The sequence below is a fragment of the Enterobacter cloacae complex sp. SYL003 genome (assembly GCF_049236925.1).
GTDB lineage: Bacteria > Pseudomonadota > Gammaproteobacteria > Enterobacterales > Enterobacteriaceae > Enterobacter > Enterobacter intestinihominis.
The window spans coordinates 101,564-120,092 of the sequence record NZ_JBMKJK010000010.1; the positions used below are offsets into that span (position 1 = coordinate 101,564).

The 18,529-nt window shown below is 53.8% G+C and carries 15 protein-coding genes; 6 read left to right on the forward strand and 9 right to left on the reverse strand.

Annotation, left to right across the window (positions count from 1 at the left end):
- Window position 1: 1 nt before the first annotated feature.
- The 3 genes from nagC to nagB are packed head-to-tail and all read right to left on the reverse strand — an operon-like array spanning window position 2 to window position 3,234.
- Window positions 2-1,222 (reverse strand): DNA-binding transcriptional regulator NagC, encoded by a 1,221-nt coding sequence (gene nagC / locus ACOT1A_RS14445; protein ID WP_022647442.1) that lies wholly within the window; start codon window positions 1,220-1,222, stop codon window positions 2-4.
- Between the two features lie 8 nt (window positions 1,223-1,230).
- Window positions 1,231-2,379 (reverse strand): N-acetylglucosamine-6-phosphate deacetylase, encoded by a 1,149-nt coding sequence (gene nagA, locus ACOT1A_RS14450; RefSeq protein WP_023299598.1) that lies wholly within the window; start codon window positions 2,377-2,379, stop codon window positions 1,231-1,233.
- Window positions 2,380-2,433: 54 nt separating this feature from the next.
- A complete protein-coding gene (gene nagB / locus ACOT1A_RS14455; RefSeq protein WP_003858663.1) occupies window positions 2,434-3,234 on the reverse strand; it encodes a glucosamine-6-phosphate deaminase in 801 nt (266 codons plus the stop codon).
- Window positions 3,235-3,559: 325 nt separating this feature from the next.
- On the opposite strand from nagB, the gene nagE reads away from it, so the two are divergent.
- The 4 genes from nagE to chiQ all read left to right on the forward strand — a co-directional run bounded on the left by nagE (window position 3,560) and on the right by chiQ (window position 9,565).
- The gene (gene nagE / locus ACOT1A_RS14460) at window positions 3,560-5,509 is read left to right on the forward strand and encodes a PTS N-acetyl glucosamine transporter subunit IIABC (RefSeq protein ID WP_276170368.1); all 1,950 of its coding nucleotides are present in this window, start codon (window positions 3,560-3,562) and stop codon (window positions 5,507-5,509) included.
- 169 nt (window positions 5,510-5,678) lie between these two features.
- Window positions 5,679-7,346, forward strand: coding sequence for a glutamine--tRNA ligase (gene glnS / locus ACOT1A_RS14465; RefSeq protein WP_058645949.1), 1,668 nt, complete (start codon window positions 5,679-5,681; stop codon window positions 7,344-7,346).
- Window positions 7,347-7,793: 447 nt separating this feature from the next.
- Window positions 7,794-9,191 carry a chitoporin ChiP gene (chiP, locus tag ACOT1A_RS14470; protein ID WP_017694280.1) on the forward strand — a complete coding sequence of 466 codons (1,398 nt, stop codon included), beginning with the start codon at window positions 7,794-7,796 and terminating at the stop codon, window positions 9,189-9,191.
- A gap of 47 nt (window positions 9,192-9,238) precedes the next feature.
- Window positions 9,239-9,565: a ChiQ/YbfN family lipoprotein gene (gene chiQ, locus ACOT1A_RS14475; protein WP_105323039.1), complete on the forward strand. Its 327-nt coding sequence runs from the start codon at window positions 9,239-9,241 to the stop codon at window positions 9,563-9,565.
- 92 nt (window positions 9,566-9,657) lie between these two features.
- Here chiQ and fur read toward each other — a convergent pair whose 3' ends face one another.
- The 4 genes from fur to ybfF all read right to left on the reverse strand — a co-directional run bounded on the left by fur (window position 9,658) and on the right by ybfF (window position 12,271).
- On the reverse strand, window positions 9,658-10,104 hold the full coding sequence (fur, locus tag ACOT1A_RS14480; RefSeq protein ID WP_003858655.1) for a ferric iron uptake transcriptional regulator: 447 nt from the start codon (window positions 10,102-10,104) through the stop codon (window positions 9,658-9,660).
- A gap of 291 nt (window positions 10,105-10,395) precedes the next feature.
- Complete coding sequence (gene fldA / locus ACOT1A_RS14485) at window positions 10,396-10,926, reverse strand: flavodoxin FldA (RefSeq protein ID WP_003858653.1); 531 nt, start codon at window positions 10,924-10,926, stop codon at window positions 10,396-10,398.
- Between the two features lie 155 nt (window positions 10,927-11,081).
- Window positions 11,082-11,369 (reverse strand): LexA regulated protein, encoded by a 288-nt coding sequence (gene ybfE, locus ACOT1A_RS14490; protein ID WP_003858652.1) that lies wholly within the window; start codon window positions 11,367-11,369, stop codon window positions 11,082-11,084.
- Window positions 11,370-11,497: 128 nt separating this feature from the next.
- Complete coding sequence (gene ybfF, locus ACOT1A_RS14495; RefSeq protein ID WP_421625519.1) at window positions 11,498-12,271, reverse strand: esterase; 774 nt, start codon at window positions 12,269-12,271, stop codon at window positions 11,498-11,500.
- A gap of 183 nt (window positions 12,272-12,454) precedes the next feature.
- Between ybfF and seqA the strand changes: the two genes are divergently transcribed.
- Window positions 12,455-13,000: a replication initiation negative regulator SeqA gene (gene seqA, locus ACOT1A_RS14500; protein WP_003858650.1), complete on the forward strand. Its 546-nt coding sequence runs from the start codon at window positions 12,455-12,457 to the stop codon at window positions 12,998-13,000.
- 24 nt (window positions 13,001-13,024) lie between these two features.
- On the forward strand, window positions 13,025-14,665 hold the full coding sequence (gene pgm, locus ACOT1A_RS14505) for a phosphoglucomutase (alpha-D-glucose-1,6-bisphosphate-dependent) (protein ID WP_023305695.1): 1,641 nt from the start codon (window positions 13,025-13,027) through the stop codon (window positions 14,663-14,665).
- Between the two features lie 110 nt (window positions 14,666-14,775).
- Here the strand turns inward: pgm and potE are convergent, their stop codons facing one another.
- Both potE and speF read right to left on the reverse strand, forming a co-directional pair.
- On the reverse strand, window positions 14,776-16,089 hold the full coding sequence (gene potE, locus ACOT1A_RS14510; protein WP_022647448.1) for a putrescine-ornithine antiporter: 1,314 nt from the start codon (window positions 16,087-16,089) through the stop codon (window positions 14,776-14,778).
- On the reverse strand, window positions 16,086-18,284 hold the full coding sequence (speF, locus tag ACOT1A_RS14515; RefSeq protein WP_276170369.1) for an ornithine decarboxylase SpeF: 2,199 nt from the start codon (window positions 18,282-18,284) through the stop codon (window positions 16,086-16,088). Before speF ends, potE begins: the two co-directional genes overlap by 4 nt.
- Window positions 18,285-18,529 lie beyond the last annotated feature (245 nt).

Consider the following 18,529-nt stretch of genomic DNA (forward strand, 5'->3'; position numbering starts at 1 on the left):
ATCAGGATTCCAGCAAATGTTGCAGCAGGATCCCGTTGAGCATGGCACGTTTTACCAGGGCGAATGCGCCAATTGCCGAGCGGTGATCGAGCGTAGATCGCACCACCGGCAAATTCTGGCGAAATGCCTTCAGCGCCTGGGTATTGATGCAGCCTTCAATGGCAGGCAGTAATACTTTTTCGGCTTCAACGATCTCGCCGGCAATCACCACTTTTTGCGGATTAAACAGGTTGATGGCAATGGCGATGGTCTTACCCAGGTGGCGTCCTACCTGTTCGATCACTTCGCAGGCCAGCGCATCGCCTTTGTTTGCCGCTTTGCAGATGGCACCGATCTTACAGTCGCCCAGCGTGACGCGGCTCTGATAACCCTGCTCCAGCAGGTGGCGGACGCGATGTTCAATGGCGGCATTGGCGGCAACGGTTTCAAGACAGCCAAAGTTACCGCAGTGGCAGCGCTCGCCAAGCGGTTCCACCTGGATATGACCGATCTCGCCTACGTTACCGTTACGACCAATAAAAATGCGGCCATTCGAGATGATACCCGCACCTGTACCACGGTGAACGCGCACCAGAATAGAGTCTTCGCAGTCCTGGCTCGCACCAAAGTAGTGCTCCGCCAGCGCCAGCGAGCGGATATCGTGACCAACAAAGCAGGTCAGCTTGAAGCGTTTTTCCAGCGCCTCAACCAGCCCCCAGTTCTCTACTTTAATATGCGGCATGTAGCGAATAACGCCGCTTTCCGGGTCAACCAGACCGGGTAAAATCACCGAGATGGCGATGAGTTCACGGATCTTGCGCTGACAGCTTTCGATAAACTGCGCGATGGTATTCAGTAACGCGTGTTCGAGCGTCTCCTGTGTGCGCTCAGGAAGGGGGTAGTGCTCTTCGGCAATGGCCTTGCTGCTGAGATCGTAGAGCGTAAGCGTGGTGTCATGACGGCCTAAGCGAACGCCAATGGCCTGAAAATTGCGGGTTTCAGTGACGATGGAAATCGCGCGGCGGCCGCCGGTGGAGGCCTGCTGATCCACTTCTTTGATCAGGCCGCGCTCAATAAGCTGACGTGTAATTTTTGTCACGCTGGCGGGAGCAAGCTGGCTTTGTTCGGCTATCTGAATGCGTGAGATTGGCCCGTGCTGGTCAATCAGGCGATAAACTGCCGCGCTGTTAAGTTGTTTAACGAGATCGACATTACCGATTTGAGCTTGTCCGCCTGGTGTCATACTTTTACTTACTCAGTGACGACCTCGTTACCATTAACGATGGTCTTAATAATTTTATAATCGTGTGTGAACGCCGTCAGGTTTGCAACCATACCTGGCGCAATACCGCCGAGCTGTTTATCGACGCCAATAGCGCGCGCCGGATAAAGCGTAGCCATGCGCAGCACTTCCTCAAGCGCAATGCCGCAATGTTCAACGAGGTTACGTACCCCTTCGATCATCGTCAGAGAAGAACCGCTCAGCGTGCCGTTCTCATCCACACACAGTCCATTCCGGTAGTATATTGTTTTACCAGCAAAAATGAACTGGTCAATATTCGCTCCTGCCGGAGCGGTAGCATCCGTGACCAGGCAGAGCTTGTCGCCTTTAAGGCGCTTGGCGTTGCGGATGTTGGTGTAATCGACATGCAAGCCGTCGGCGATAATGCCGCAGTAGACGTCTGGTTCATCCAGAATTGCGCCAACCAGTCCCGGTTCGCGACCGGTAATATACGGCATCGCGTTATAAAGGTGTGTGGCAAATGTAATACCTGCGCGGAAACCGGCCTTCGCCTCTTTAAGCGTCGCGTTCGAATGGCCCGCAGATACCACAATCCCGGCGGCGGCCAGTTTGCTGATAACGTCCGTGCCGGTCATTTCCGGTGCCAGCGTCACTTTAGTGATCACATCGGCATTGGCGCACATGTAATCCACCAGCTCGGCATCCGGTTTGCGCACGTAGTTCGGGTTATGGGTGCCTTTCTTGACCATATTCAGCCATGGTCCTTCCAGGTGCAGACCCAGCGCCTGATTCGGATGTTTTGCCAGGTATTCGCGCATGACGCGGATACCCTGTTTCATCAGGTCATCGCTGCTGGTAATCAGCGTTGGCAGATAGCTGGTGCAGCCCGATTTCTCGTTGGCGTTTTGCATGATTTCCAGCGTTTCAACCGTTACCGCCTCTGCGGTATCGTTAAACTGGACACCGCCGCAGCCGTTAAGCTGTACGTCGATGAAACCGGGGGAGATTACTGCTCCATTGAGGGAACGTTGTTCGATCTCCGGCGGCAGTTCCGCCAGCGGGCAAACACGTTCAATCAGGCCATTGGCGATTACAATCGCATGGTCATCCAGAATTTCATGGCCGGTATAAATCCGACCGTGGGTTAAAGCGTACATAACGACCCCCGGTTAAAAAAGCGACCGCCCCTGATAAAAGAGGCGGTTATTCAATTACAGACCTTTAATGTTCTCAGCTTCCAGCTCGTTGAAGTATTTCAGCGTTTTCACTTTCAGCTCCATGGTGGACGGTTCGTCACACACGACAACCGCTTTTGGATGCAACTGTAAGCAGCTGATCGTCCACATATGGTTCACGTTGCCTTCAACGGCAGCCTGAAGCGCTTGCGCTTTCACTGCGCCCAGCACCAGAATCATCACTTCTTCGGCATCCAGCAGTGTACCCACACCCACGGTCAGCGCGTATTTAGGCACCTGATTGACGTCGCCGTCAAAGAAGCGGGAGTTAGCCACACGCGTGTCATGGGTCAACGTTTTAATACGGGTACGGGAAGCCAGTGAAGATGCCGGTTCGTTGAACGCGATATGACCATCGTTGCCTACGCCGCCCATAAACAGGTGGATTTTACCGTAAGAACGGATTTTTTCTTCATACTGACGGCATTCTGCGTCAATATCAGGCGCGTTTCCATTCAGCAGGTTAATGTTTTCAGCCGGAATATCAACGTGATCGAAGAAATTACGGTGCATAAAGCTGTGGTAACTTTCCGGATGTTCCTTTGGCAGGCCGACATATTCGTCCATGTTGAAGGTCACAACATGTTTAAAGCTAACCTGGCCCGCTTTGTGCATTTCAACCAAAGCCTTATACGCGGTCAGGGGAGTACCACCGGTTGGAAGACCGAGTACGAAAGGACGATCGGCTGTTGGTTTGAACGCGTTGATGCGGTTAACGATATGACGAGCAGCCCATTTTCCGACTTGTTCAGCTGTTGCCAGGGGAATCAGTCTCATTATTCACCTCTAAAGTTTAAGTAAAAGTGGGCGGATGATTAGTGCAACCTGAACTAAGCGTAACCTGGAACCTTTCAGGCCGGATCAATCCGTCTTGATTTTTTGAATGATAAAATAAGTTTTCGTGGTTAGCCAGTGAAAGGGAGGGTTTAATACGATATTTGGTGACAATAATCACAAAAAATAGGTGTTTAATTTGCGATACGAATTAATTTTTCACACACTCACACTGCCAGTGAATCATCAACAGTATCTATCGTTCGTGACACAATAAAAACATAGTTTATGCGCGAGTCTTAACAAAGGGTCTCGTAGGGGGAATAGGATGAATATTTTAGGTTTTTTCCAGCGCCTCGGTAGGGCTTTGCAGCTCCCTATCGCCGTGCTACCGGTTGCAGCATTGCTGCTGCGATTCGGGCAACCCGATCTTCTTAATGTGCCGTTTATTGCCCAGGCAGGCGGCGCCATTTTTGACAACCTTGCGCTGATTTTCGCCATCGGCGTGGCGTCAAGCTGGTCAAAAGACAGCGCCGGTGCTGCGGCACTGGCAGGGGCGGTAGGTTACTTCATCCTCACGAAAGCGATGGTAACCATCAACCCGGAAATCAACATGGGTGTACTGGCGGGTATCATTACCGGTCTGGTCGGTGGCGCCGTGTACAACCGCTGGGCGGGTATCAAACTGCCTGACTTCCTGAGCTTCTTCGGCGGTAAACGTTTTGTGCCGATTGCGACGGGCTTTTTCTGTCTGATCCTCGCCGCCATCTTTGGCTACGTTTGGCCACCGGTTCAGCATGCTATCCATGCGGGTGGCGAGTGGATCGTATCTGCGGGCGCAATGGGCGCGGGCATCTTCGGTTTCATTAACCGTCTGCTGATCCCCACCGGTCTGCATCAGGTACTGAACACCATCGCCTGGTTCCAGATTGGTGAGTTCACCAACGCGGCTGGCGCGGTATTCCACGGTGATATCAACCGCTTCTACGCAGGCGACGGCACCGCGGGCATGTTCATGTCCGGCTTCTTCCCAATCATGATGTTTGGTCTGCCTGGCGCCGCGCTGGCAATGTACCTGGCTGCGCCGAAAGCGCGTCGCCCAATGGTTGGCGGGATGCTGCTGTCCGTTGCGATCACCGCCTTCCTGACCGGCGTGACCGAGCCGCTGGAATTCCTGTTCATGTTCCTGGCTCCGCTGCTGTATCTGATGCACGCGATCCTGACCGGTATCAGCCTGTTCGTTGCCACCCTTCTGGGTATCCATGCAGGCTTCTCCTTCTCCGCAGGCGCTATCGACTATGTGTTGATGTACAACCTGCCAGCGGCAAGCAGCAACGTCTGGATGCTGGTGGTGATGGGCCTGATCTTCTTCGTTATCTACTTCGTTCTGTTCAGCGCGGTTATTCGTATGTTTAACCTGAAGACGCCGGGCCGCGAAGATACGAAAGATGATGTTGTGACCAGTGAAGCCAACAGCAATACCGAAGAGGGTTTAACCCAGCTGGCAACCAGCTATATTGCCGCTGTGGGTGGCACCGACAACCTGAAAGCGATCGATGCCTGTATTACCCGTCTGCGTCTGACCGTGGGCGACTCCGCACGCGTGAGCGATGCAATGTGCAAACGCCTTGGTGCGTCTGGTGTGGTGAAGCTGAACAAACAAACCATCCAGGTTATCGTGGGTGCGAAAGCCGAATCTATCGGCGATGAAATGAAAAAAGTGGTTGCCCGTGGGCCGGTCGCTGCCGCCTCAACGGATAACGCGCCAGTGGCTGACGCGCCGGTTGCAAAACCGCAGGCTGTGCCAAATGCGGTGACCATCGCTGCGCTGGTTTCTCCGGTGACAGGTGGCGTTGTTGCGCTTGAGCAGGTGCCTGACGAAGCGTTTGCCAGCAAAGCGGTCGGTGATGGCGTGGCGGTGAAACCAACGGACAAAACCGTGGTCTCTCCGGCAGCCGGTACTATCGTGAAAATCTTCAACACCAACCACGCGTTCTGCCTTGAAACGGAAAAAGGCGCGGAGATCGTTGTCCATATGGGTATCGATACCGTTGCGCTGAACGGTCAGGGCTTTACTCGCCTGGTGGAAGAGGGCGCTGAAGTGGCGGCAGGCCAGCCGATTCTGGAAATGGATCTGGAGTTCCTGAACGCCAACGCGCGCTCCATGATAAGCCCGGTAGTGTGCAGCAACATCGACGACTTCAGCGGTCTGGTGATCCAGGCGCAGGGGCAGGTAGTTGCAGGCCAAACGCCACTGTATGAGATTAAAGGCAAGTAATCGCTCCTGAGTAGAGTTATGCCTTTAGCGGCGGGGGATATCCTCCGCCGCTTTTTTTTGCAGCAATTGCCCCCATTATTTTCTTCCGGGACGTTTTAAGGGTTGTCACTACGTCCGGCTTATAAGATCATATGCCGTTATACGTTGTTTACGCTTTGAGGAATCCACGATGAGTGAGGCAGAAGCCCGCCCGAGTAACTTTATTCGTCAGATCATCGATGAAGATCTGGCCAGTGGTAAGCACACCACAGTCCACACGCGTTTCCCGCCGGAGCCAAATGGCTACCTGCACATTGGTCACGCCAAATCGATCTGCCTGAACTTTGGTATTGCGCAAGACTACCAGGGGCAGTGCAACCTGCGTTTCGATGACACCAACCCAGTAAAAGAAGACATCGAATACGTTGAGTCGATTAAAAACGACGTGCAATGGCTGGGCTTCAACTGGTCTGGCGATATCTGCTACTCCTCAGACTATTTCGATCAGCTGTATGCCTATGCGGTTGAACTGATTAACAAGGGTCTGGCATACGTCGACGAGCTCTCTGCTGACGAAATCCGTGAATACCGCGGTACGCTGACTCAGCCCGGTAAGAACAGTCCGTTCCGCGATCGTAGCGTGGAAGAGAACCTGGCGCTGTTTGAAAAAATGCGTGCCGGTGGCTTTGAAGAAGGTAAAGCGTGTCTGCGTGCCAAAATCGATATGGCGTCTCCGTTCATCGTGATGCGCGATCCGGTGCTGTACCGCATTAAGTTCGCAGAACACCACCAGACCGGTAACAAGTGGTGCATCTACCCGATGTATGACTTCACCCACTGCATCAGCGATGCGCTGGAAGGCATTACGCACTCTCTGTGCACGCTGGAATTCCAGGACAACCGTCGTCTGTACGACTGGGTGCTGGATAACATCACCATTCCTGTGCATCCGCGTCAGTACGAGTTCTCTCGTCTGAACCTGGAATACACCGTGATGTCCAAGCGTAAGCTGAACCTGCTGGTCACTGACAAGCACGTTGAAGGCTGGGACGACCCACGTATGCCGACCATCTCTGGCCTGCGTCGTCGTGGCTACACCTCCGCCTCCATTCGTGAGTTCTGCAAACGTATCGGCGTCACCAAGCAGGACAACACCATCGAAATGGCGTCTCTGGAATCCTGCATTCGTGAAGACCTGAACGAAAACGCGCCGCGCGCGATGGCGGTGATCGATCCAGTGAAACTGGTTATCGAAAACTATCCGCAGGGCGGGAGCGAACTGGTCTCTATGCCTAACCATCCGAACAAACCGGAAATGGGCACCCGCGACGTGCCGTTCAGCGGTGAAATCTGGATCGATCGTGCCGACTTCCGCGAAGAAGCGAACAAGCAGTACAAGCGTCTGGTGCTGGGCAAAGAAGTACGTCTGCGTAACGCCTATGTAATCAAAGCCGAGCGCGTAGAGAAAGATGCGGAAGGTAACATCACGACCATCTTCTGTACGTACGACGCAGAAACGCTGAGCAAAGATCCGGCGGATGGCCGTAAAGTGAAAGGTGTAATCCACTGGGTGAGCGCGCAGCATGCGCTGCCGGTTGAGATCCGTCTCTACGACCGTCTGTTCAGCGTGCCTAACCCAGGCGCAGCGGAAGACTTCCTGGCGGTTATTAACCCTGAGTCGCTGATTATCAAGCAGGGGTATGCCGAGCCGTCTCTGAAAGTCGCTGAAGCCGGTAAAGCGTTCCAGTTCGAACGTGAGGGTTATTTCTGCCTGGACAGTCGTTACAGCACGGCAGAAAAACCGGTATTTAACCGTACCGTGGGTCTGCGTGATACCTGGACTAAGATCGGCGAATAATAACGCTGCTCTGGTCAATGAGAAACAAACGCCGCGTAATGCGGCGTTTTTTTATTTAACGATCATGTCGTTAAGCATCGGGATAATCTTTTAAAGCCAACATTCCAGGTCAATGTGGTGCTACTTATTTTATTTAAAAAAAGTTTGTTGTTTTCCAAAAACTGAAACGCTGAAAAATATATTCTCAATCTCAATGTTACTTACTGAAAATTAGCGTATTCCCCCGCCAGTACTCGCTTCACGGTAAATGTTACAAGGCACTACGAAATATGTGCTCTTCGTCATAATCCTGACTTTTGCCTGATTAAAAGCATTGATAATTCGCGTCGCGAAAAATAACCTAAAGACGGTAGTTAATTCGAGGGTATTTCTGACTACCCCTGACCATTTGGTCTTTTCTGTTTTTCGCCGTTTAAGGCGTTTTAATTCGTCAAAGAGGAATAATCTATGCGTACGTTCAGTGGCAAACGTAGTGCGCTGGCGCTGGCTATCGCCGGTGTGACAGCAATGTCGGGCCTGGTGGTTGCGCCAGAGGCAAAAGCAGCAGGTTTCATTGAAGATTCCACCCTTACGGGCGGTATTTATTACTGGCAACGTGAGCGTGACCGTAAAGACGTCACTGAAGATAAATACAAAACTAACCTTTCTCACTCGACCTGGAACGCCAACCTGGATTTCCAGTCGGGATATGCCGCCGATATGTTCGGGATCGATATTGCAGCGTTCACCGCAATTGAAATGGCCGAAAATGGCGACAGCGGCCATCCGAACGAAATTGCGTTCTCCTCCAGCAATAAAGCTTACGACGAAGACTGGTCCGGCGATAAAAGCGGAATCAGCCTGTATAAAGCGGCTGCAAAATTCAAATATGGCCCGGTCTGGGCGCGTGGTGGTTATATCCAGCCAACCGGTCAGACGCTGTTAGCGCCGCACTGGAGCTTTATGCCAGGTACCTATCAGGGCGCGGAAGCCGGTGCTAATTTTGACTACGGCGATGCGGGGGCGTTGAGCTTCTCCTATATGTGGACCAACGAGTACAAAGCGCCGTGGCACATTGAGATGGACAAGTTCTATCAAAACGATAAAAAAACCAAAGTTGATTATCTCCACTCGCTGGGGGCGAAGTACGACTTCAAAAACGATCTGGTGCTGGAAGCGGCTTTTGGTCAGGCTGAAGGCTATATCGATCAGTACTTTGCTAAAGCCAGCTACAAATTTGATATCGCAGGTAGCCCGCTGAGCACCAGCTATCAGTTCTACGGTACGCGCGACAAGGTCAGCGATGGCAGCGTAAATGATATTTATGACGGCACCGCGTGGTTACAGGCGCTGACCTTCGGCTACAAAGTGGGTCAGGTTGATTTGCGTCTGGAGGGTACATGGGTGAAGGCAGAAGGGCAGCAGGGCTACTTCCTGCAACGTATGACGCCAACCTACGCCTCTTCCAATGGTCGTCTGGATATCTGGTGGGATAACCGCTCTGACTTCAACGCCGACGGTGAAAAAGCGGTCTTCTTCGGCGCAATGTATGACCTGAAGAACTGGAACCTGCCTGGCTGGGCAGTGGGTGCGTCCTACGCGTACGCCTGGGACGCGAAGCCAGCGGATATGGCTACGCCAGACGCCTACTACGATCCGAACTACCGTCTGAAAGAGTCTTCATACAGTCTGGATGCGATTTACACCCTGCAGGAGGGGCGTGCGAAAGGCACGATGTTCAAACTGCACTTCACCCAGTATGACAACCACTCCGATATCCCGAGCTACGCGGGCGGTTACGGCAACATCTTCCAGGATGAGCGCGACGTGAAATTTATGGTCATTGCGCCATTTACCATCTTCTGATGAATGCTGCGGCGGGCTGTGTCCCGCCGTTATGGAGACTGAACATGATGAAAAAAAGGGTAATCGTTGCGCTGCTGGCATTCGGGCTGGTGGCGTGCGCGCAGGATCAGGCGCCGAAAGAAGACTCCCGTCTTAAAGAGGCCTACAGCGCGTGCATCAATACCGCACAAGGTTCACCTGAGAAGATTGAAGCCTGTCAAAGCGTGCTGAACGAGCTAAAAAAAGACAAAGCCCATAAGCAATTCGCCACGCAGGAAAACGTTCGCGTGATGGATTACCAGGCCTGTATTCAGGCGCGTAAAACCGGTAACGATCAGGAAGTGGCGAAGCGTTGCGATAAGATTTGGGACGAGATTCGCAATAACAATAAATAAGTTGCTTTACGCCCGGTGGCGCTGCGCTTACCGGGCTTTTTCCAGGCAAAAAAAAGCCAACCTCACGGCTGGCTCAGAGTATGAACACTGACTTATTTTGCGTCGTGCGCATGTTCATTTTCGCGGCAATCCCCTTCAGCACAGTGACCGTACAGGTACAGGCTGTGGTTGGTCAGGCGGATGCCATGACGGGCGGCGATTTCACGCTGGCGTGATTCAATGGAATCATCGCTAAATTCAATGACCTTGCCACAGTCGAGGCAGATCAGGTGATCGTGGTGGTGCTGCTGAGTCAGCTCGAACACGGATTTACCGCCTTCGAAATTATGACGAGTAACAATGCCCGCGTCATCAAACTGGTTCAGCACACGATAGACGGTTGCCAGCCCAATCTCTTCACCCATATCGATAAGACGCTTATAAAGGTCTTCCGCACTGACATGGTGATTGTCTGGCCCCTGAAGCACTTCAAGGATTTTTAACCGAGGAAGCGTTACTTTCAGGCCAGCTTTCTTTAATGCGGTATTGTTGTCAGTCATGCGGAATCTGTCCTGTTGCTAAACGATTCACTTCAAAAGAAGAAGTGACAGAAAATGCACTTGGGATAATGCGTCTCATTATAGAACTGCCATGGCTAAATGAAAACTGCAAGTCTCAAGCAAAGTATGCTTATAAAAACGTGGTATCACCAACAAACTTGTTCGATGGCACCCACTTTTTACCAGGGGGATATTGTACAGGTCTGGACGAAAAAGTTAAAAGTTTGTAGCAATTAATTTAATCGGTTTTACCTGGACAACGGGCGCAACCGGAGTTGCGCCGCAGGGATATCAGGCGTTAAGGATATCGTCCAGGTTCAGTTCTTCACGAACCTGCTTAACCCATTTTTCTACACGCTCTGCGGTCAGCTCTGGCTGGCGGTCTTCATCAATGGCAAGGCCAACGAAGTGATCGTCATCTGCCAGACCTTTGGAAGCTTCGAAGTGGTAACCCGCTGTTGGCCAGTGACCAACGATCGCCGCACCGCGCGGCTCAATGATGTCGCGAATAGTGCCCAGCGCATCACAGAAATACTCAGCGTAGTCTTCCTGATCGCCACAGCCAAACAGGGCAACCAGCTTGCCGTTGAAGTCGACTTCTTCCAGCGTCGGGAAGAAATCGTCCCAGTCACACTGTGCTTCACCGTAGTACCAGGTCGGAATGCCCAGCAGCAGGATGTCATAGCCCTCGAGATCTTCTTTGCTGCTCTTGGCGATGTCATGCACATCAGCAACGTCTTTACCGAGCTGTTTTTGAATGTTTTTTGCGATATTTTCAGTATTGCCGGTATCACTGCCAAAGAAAATGCCGATGATTGCCATGAGTAAAATAACCTCTTGAAACTTAATGGTATGGTGGCGCAAATTGTCCACGGATAAGGGCAATAATAGCAGAACAGGCAACCCTGCGGAAACAGCTATCACGCAGGACTGCACTCTGTGCTACATGAAAAAGGTAATATTGGGGATTTTCTGACTCACGCCTTGCCGCGTAACGTCTCAAGCTGGGCGATCAGCATCTCTTCGATCAGTTCGCTGCGGCTGATGTTGCGCGCGTCAGCTAACTCGTTAAGCGCATCGACGGCATCGGCATTCAGCTTGAGTTCGACACGCTTAAGCCCACGATTTTTATCGCGTTTAAGCTGGTTGCGTTTATTGATACGCAGCTGTTCATCGCGCGAAAGCGGATTCGTTTTCGGTCGTCCCGGTCGACGCTCATTCGCGAACAGATCTAGTGTCGTACGGTCCGTTTGTTCTTTGGCCATGATTCTGAGACTTCGGGGGAAACACGCCGCCCTGCTAATGCCCGGGCGATAAGCGCGCCATCATACATCACCCAAATCCACACGCCAACGACTGGAAGCCCGTCGTCTTCCGGTCGCTGGCTTTTTAATCAATTCGCTGTATCAGTAAGATAGCGGCGAATGGCGCGCAGGACCGCATCCGGTTTTTCCGCGTGGACCCAGTGCCCGGCACCGGCGATGACGTGAGCGCGAGCCTGCGGAAATTGCGCCAGCAGCGTGTCACGGTACGCGTCAGTGACGTAAGGGGAGTTGCCGCCGCGAATAAAGAGGGTAGGGTGCGGCCAGGCGGGGACATTTTCCCACCCCACAATATGCGAATACTGATCCCACAGTACCGGGACGTTAAAGCGCCATTGTCCGTCAACAAAGGATTTCAGCAGGAACTGGACCACGCCTTCTTCATCGAGATGCTCGCGCATAACGGCTGCCGCCTGCTGGCGTGTGGAGACGCCTGACTCTGTCACGGCATTGATCGCAGCGAAAATCTCATCGTGACGGCGAACGTCGTAATTGACGGGCGCAACGTCAATGACCACCAGACCGGAAATTCGCTCAGGGGCCAGCGCTGTAAGCGCCATCACCGCTTTACCGCCCATTGAATGCCCGATGAGCGTCGCTTTCTGGATATTATTCGCATCGAGGGTGTCCCGCAGATCCTGCGCCATGGCTGCGTAGGTCATCTCCTCCGAGCGTCCTGAAAGACCGTGATTGCGCATATCAACCTGGAGGATCTTGTGATCGGTCGCTAAATCGCGCGCCAGCACGCCCAGGTTATCCAGACTACCAAACAGGCCGTGAACCAGTACGATGGGAGAATTATTGTTCGGCGATTGTGCAGTTTGCGCTCGGGTATTCAATTTCATGGCAAAGTTCTTTTTTTAGGTTTGTCAGGTTAGGGTATCATGTTGACCATTCTGCCGCCCGGGGGCAAGGATCCAGTTTAATCTGACTTTTGCCGCCAACCTGGTTTGACGCTATCCGCTGTTGGGATTAGACCTTATAATCTCAACGACTTGTATTCAGATAAGATATCGCACTGGATTAAGATGAAAACAATCGAAGTTGATGACGAACTCTATCAGTATATTGCCAGCCAGACGCGGCATATTGGGGAGAGCGCGTCCGACATTTTACGGCGCATGCTTAAAATTTCCGCCGCCTCACAGCCCACTCCTGTCACTAAAGATGTCGTGTCTCAGCCGAGCGTTGTTGCACAAGTAAAACCTGCCGTCATGCCGGCAAAAGACAAAGTGCGCGCGATGCGCGAGCTGCTGCTGTCCGATGAATATGCAGAGCAGAAAAAGGCGGTTAACCGCTTTATGCTGGTGCTGTCTACACTTTACTCACTGGATAACAACGCATTTGCAGAAGCGACAGAGTCGCTGCACGGTCGCACGCGCGTTTACTTCGCAGGTGACGAGCAGACCCTGCTGCAAAATGGCAACCAAACCAAACCCAAACATGTTCCCGGTACGCCATACTGGGTGATCACCAATACCAATACGGGCCGCAAGTGCAGCATGATCGAACATATCATGCAGTCCATGCAGTTCCCGGCGGAATTGATCGAAAAGGTTTGCGGTACAATTTAACCCTTGCATCAGAAGGACCAGGCAATGGCAAATCACAGCCGTGCAGGACAACCTGCACAACAACGCGATTTGATTAACGTCGCTCAACTGACCGCGCAGTACTACGTGCTGAAGCCGGTGGTGGGCAACGCAGAACACGCAGTGAAGTTTGGTACATCTGGCCACCGCGGCAGCGCGGCGCGCCATAGCTTTAACGAACCGCACATTCTGGCCATTGCTCAGGCCATCGCGGAAGAGCGCGCCAAAAATGGCGTCACCGGTCCGTGCTATGTTGGGAAAGATACCCACGCCCTGTCTGAACCTGCCTTTATCTCCGTGCTGGAAGTACTGGCGGCAAACGGCGTAGACGTGATTGTTCAGGAGAACAACGGTTTCACGCCAACGCCTGCGGTTTCTAACGCTATTCTGGTACATAACAAAAAAGGTGGCGCGCAGGCGGACGGTATTGTGATCACCCCGTCCCACAACCCACCGGAAGATGGCGGCATCAAGTACAACCCACCTAACGGTGGCCCGGCGGATACCAACGTCACGAAAGTGGTGGAAGATCGCGCCAACGCGTTACTGGCTAACGGTCTGAACGGCGTGAAGCGCATCTCTCTGGATGAAGCCATGGCGTCCGGCCACGTGAAAGAGCAGGATCTGGTGCAGCCGTTCGTGGAAGGGCTGGCGGATATCGTCGATATGGCCGCTATCCAGAAAGCCGGTCTGAAGCTGGGCGTGGATCCGCTGGGCGGCTCCGGTATTGAATACTGGAAACGCATTGCCGAGCACTACAAGCTGGATCTGACCATCGTGAACGATCACGTCGATCAGACCTTCCGCTTTATGCACCTGGACAAAGACGGCGCGATCCGTATGGACTGCTCCTCCGAATGCGCGATGGCGGGCCTGCTGGCGCTGCGCGACAAGTTCGACCTGGCGTTTGCCAACGACCCGGACTACGACCGTCACGGTATCGTCACCCCCGCTGGGCTGATGAACCCGAACCACTACCTGGCTGTTGCGATTAACTATCTCTTCCAGCATCGTCCGCAGTGGGGCAAAGAGGTTGCGGTGGGTAAAACGCTGGTCTCTTCCGCCATGATTGACCGTGTGGTCGATGCGCTGGGCCGCAAGCTGGTGGAAGTGCCGGTGGGCTTCAAGTGGTTTGTTGACGGTCTGCACGACGGCAGCTTCGGCTTTGGTGGTGAAGAGAGCGCGGGGGCATCCTTCCTGCGCTTCGACGGCACCCCATGGTCAACCGATAAAGACGGCATCATAATGTGCCTGCTGGCGGCGGAAATCACCGCGGTTACCGGTAAGAACCCGCAGGAACATTACAACGACCTGGCAGCACGCTTTGGTGCGCCAAGCTATAACCGTATTCAGGCTGGCGCGACCTCTGCTCAGAAAGCCGCTCTGTCCAAACTCTCTCCGGAGATGGTCAGCGCAAGCACCCTGGCAGGTGACCCGATCACCGCGCGTCTGACGGCGGCACCGGGTAACGGCGCATCCATCGGCGGCCTGAAAGTGATGACCGAAAACGGCTGGTTCGCCGCGCGTCCATCCGGTACGGAAGATGCGTACAAAATCTATTGCGAAAGCTTCCTCGGCGCTGAGCACCGCCAGCAGATTGAGAAAGAAGCGGTAGAGATTGTCAGCGAAGTGCTGAAAAACGCGTAAATGGTGTCTGGTGCGGGCTGATGCCCTCACCCCGGCCCTCTCCCACAGGGAGAGGGAGAAAACATTGATCTCGTAGGCCCGGTAAGCGTTAGCGCCACCGGGCTTCTTTTTTAACTATGCTTATTCTTCAGTTCAAACCGTGGTGACACCAGACCGTACAGCGTCCAGCCCATAAAGGTCACCATCGCGCCATACAGCATCGCCTCCTGACCGGACGAGTAGAGCGCATAGAAGCTGTAAATCGCCCCAATCAGCGCCACGATATTGGCCGCCCGGGCTTTGCGTGGATCCACCTTCGCCACCTTCTGAATAATCACCAGTGCCGCCATCGACAGAATGTACGGAATGATGTTCGTCACCACCGCCAGGTTGACCAGTACATTAAACTGGCTGTTCAGTGACGGGCTGATGGTCATCAGCGACAAACCGCTCTGGAAAATCACAATCGCCAGCATACCCTGTACCGGCGCATCCGCTTTGGTGACGCGGGAGAAGATTTTCGGGAAATAACCTTCGTCAGCGGAGGATTTGAATACCTGGGCGATGGTGAACTGCCAGCCCAGCAGCGAGCCGCAGCAGGACATTACCATCAGTCCCATGATCACTTTCCCTACCTCCGGCGTAAACATCTGCGCAAACGCCAGCCCGAACGGCGCCGTGGAGTTAGCGAGATCCATGTTGGGCACAATTCCCGCAATCACGTTGGTTGAGACGATATAGATCACCGCCGCCCCCAGCGTCCCGCCGAGTACCGCGATCGGCACGTTCTTTTCCGGGTTTTCCACCACTTCCGCATTCGCACAGGCTGACTCGAGACCGAGGAAAGCCCATAGCGTCATGGCGATGGATGATCCCACGGCGGTGAAGAACGGTACGTGATGCGGGTTCCAGGAATTGGCGTACAGCGTCGGGCTAAACCAGAACCAGCCGATGATGCACAGACCGACAACCGGAATGATCACGCCCCAGACGGTGATGCTGCTGAGTTGTCCGGTGATGCGCGCGCCGCCAAAGTTGGCGACGGTGCAGATCCACAGCACGCCGATGGTCGCCAGCCCAATCTGCACCGGGGTCAGCGTCGCGCCAAACAGCTCCGTACCGTAACCGACAGCGGAAATGGCAATCGCCACGTTGGCGATCAGCAGCGACACGCCGTAGGTGTAGTTGGCCATAAAGTTGCCCGACTTGCCAAACGCATATTCGGCATAGCCGCCCATGCCGCCAGACTTACGGCTGAACATCCCGCACTTGGCAAACGCCCACGCCAGCGCCATTGAGCCGACTGCCGTTACCAGCCAGGAGATAATCGAAATCGTCCCCACTTCAGCGAGCTTGGTGGGCAGCATGATGATCCCGGACCCCATCATATTCACCATGGTGAGGATAGTGAGTTGTACCACGCCCATCTTGTTGGACTTACTCATAATTTTTCTCCTTTCAGCAGAGACGGCTGAACGGCGGGTTGTTTAATGACGTAGCAGCGCACCTGTTTGCGCCCGTCACACTCCTCGACGTAAACCCCCTGTAACTCCGGCGCAAAGCCCGGCAGCAGATTGATCCCGTCTTCCAGCGCGGCGAAATAGCGCAGCACGGAACCGCCCCAGACTTCCCCCGGAACCACGCACAACACCCCCGGTGGGTAAGGCAGCGCGCCTTCCGCGGCGATACGGCCTTCCGCGTTGCGCAGTGACACCAGCTCGACCTCACCGCGCAGATAGGCATAGTTCGCCTCCTGCGGGTTCATCATGACGCGCGGGAAGTGAGACTTGCGGAACATCTCTTTCTGCAACTGCTTCACGTTATGGCGGGCGTAGAGGTCGTGCATCTCCTGACAAATCTGACGCAGGGAATAATCCGCATAACGTTCCGGATGTTGCTTATAAAGAGAGGGCAGAACCTCTTTCAGCGGCACATCGCTCTGGAGCAGTTTTTCGAAGCGCACCAGCTGGGCGACGAGCTGCTGCAATTTGCCCATGTCCTCCGCCGGGGTGAGCAGGAACAGAATGGAATTGAGGTCGCATTTTTCCGGCACGATGCCGTTTTCACGCAGGAAGTTGGCGAGGATGGTGGCGGGCACGCCGAAATCATCATACTCGCCGGTGCGGGCGTTGATGCCTGGCGTGGTCAGCAGCAGTTTGCAGGGATCAATAAAATACTGATGCTCGGCATATCCCTCAAAGGCGTGCCAGCGTTCGCCCGGAACGAAATGGAAGAAGCGCAGATCGGTGGCGATCTCCGCCGTATCCCAGCTTTCCCACGGACGGCCATCCACCGTCTCCGGCACGAACGGGCGAATAAACTGACAGTTCTGAAGGATCAGTTTTCGCGCTTCGATACCCGTCACCACGCAGTCCATCCACATGTTGCGCCCACTTTGCCCCTCGTGCATGCGGGCGTTGATATCCAGGGCGGCAAACAGCGGATAAAACGGGCTGGTGGAGGCGTGCATCATAAAGGCGTTGTTGAGGCGCTTATGCGGGACATAGCGCGGCTGGCCTTTTATGTGGCTGTCCTTCTTATGGATTTGCGAGGTTTGCGAGAAGCCCGCCTGCTGCTTATGCACCGACTGGGTCACCAGAATGCCCGGATCGTTTTCGTTCAGCTCCAGCAGCAACGGCGAGCAGTCGGCCATCATCGGGATAAACTGCTCGTAACCCACCCAGGCGGAGTCAAACAGGATGTAATCGCACAGGTGACCAATCTTATCCACCACCTGACGGGCGTTATAAATGGTACCGTCGTAGGTGCCCAGCTGGATCACCGCCAGACGGAAGGGACGTTCATCCCGCGCGCGACCAGGCGCGACCTCTGACACCAGTTCCCGCAGGTAACTCTCGTCGAAACAGTGTGCGTCAATACCGCCGATAAACCCGTACGGGTTGCGCGCTGTTTCCAGATACACCGGCGTCGCTCCCGCCTGTAACAGTGCTCCGTGGTGATTAGATTTATGGTTATTGCGATCGAACAGCACCAGATCGCCTGGCGTGAGCAGGGCATTGAGCACCACCTTATTGGAAGAGGAGGTGCCGTTCAGCACGAAGTAGGTTTTATCCGCATTAAAGACTTTTGCCGCATGCTGTTGGGCGATGCATGGCGCACCTTCATGGATCAGCAGATCGCCCATTGCCACGTCGGCATTGCACAGATCGGCGCGGAAAAGCGTTTCGCCAAAGAAATCGACAAACTGGTTTCCGGCCGGATGGCGGCGGAAGAACTGGCCTCCCTGATGTCCGGGGCAGTCAAACGCGCTGTTCCCCTGCTGGACGTAATCGACCAGCGCGCGGAAGAACGGCGGACGGAGCTGGGTTTCGTACTTCTGCGCAGCCGCTTCAAGCTGGCGTCCGTAGTACGCATTGCTGGTGTCGGAGTACTCAAAAACGCCGTGAATACGCGACAAAAATTCAGCCGGAACCCTTTCTTCTTTATGCGTGGCAATAAACACCGGAATACCGAATCCCGTGGCTTCTATTTCTTCTATGGCGCCATTGAAAATATCACTGACGGCCAGAACCACGGCTGCCACATCAATATAATCCGATGCGGTGATATCCACGATCTCGCGCGAAGTGGTAAAGCATTCAGGGCAGGCACGGCTGACGGCAATTTTTAACGTTTTCATCTTTATCTCTTTATTTCAGGCAATATGGGTCCCTCGACTTCTTGCGGTAAAGAAATCGATTTTTTCCGGAAAAGAAAGCAAAGCGTGTCCGCTGATACGAAATCAGTTAATTGCTTTTTTGCTGAGTAGAATTCAGTCCGCCCGGTTGCGGAGAATCTGAATCACAAGGAATGAGCGCAGGTGTTCACAGGCAACAGCCTGTAAAATAGCGTTTTTCAGGATAACCTGTAAGCAGATGCGCCAGA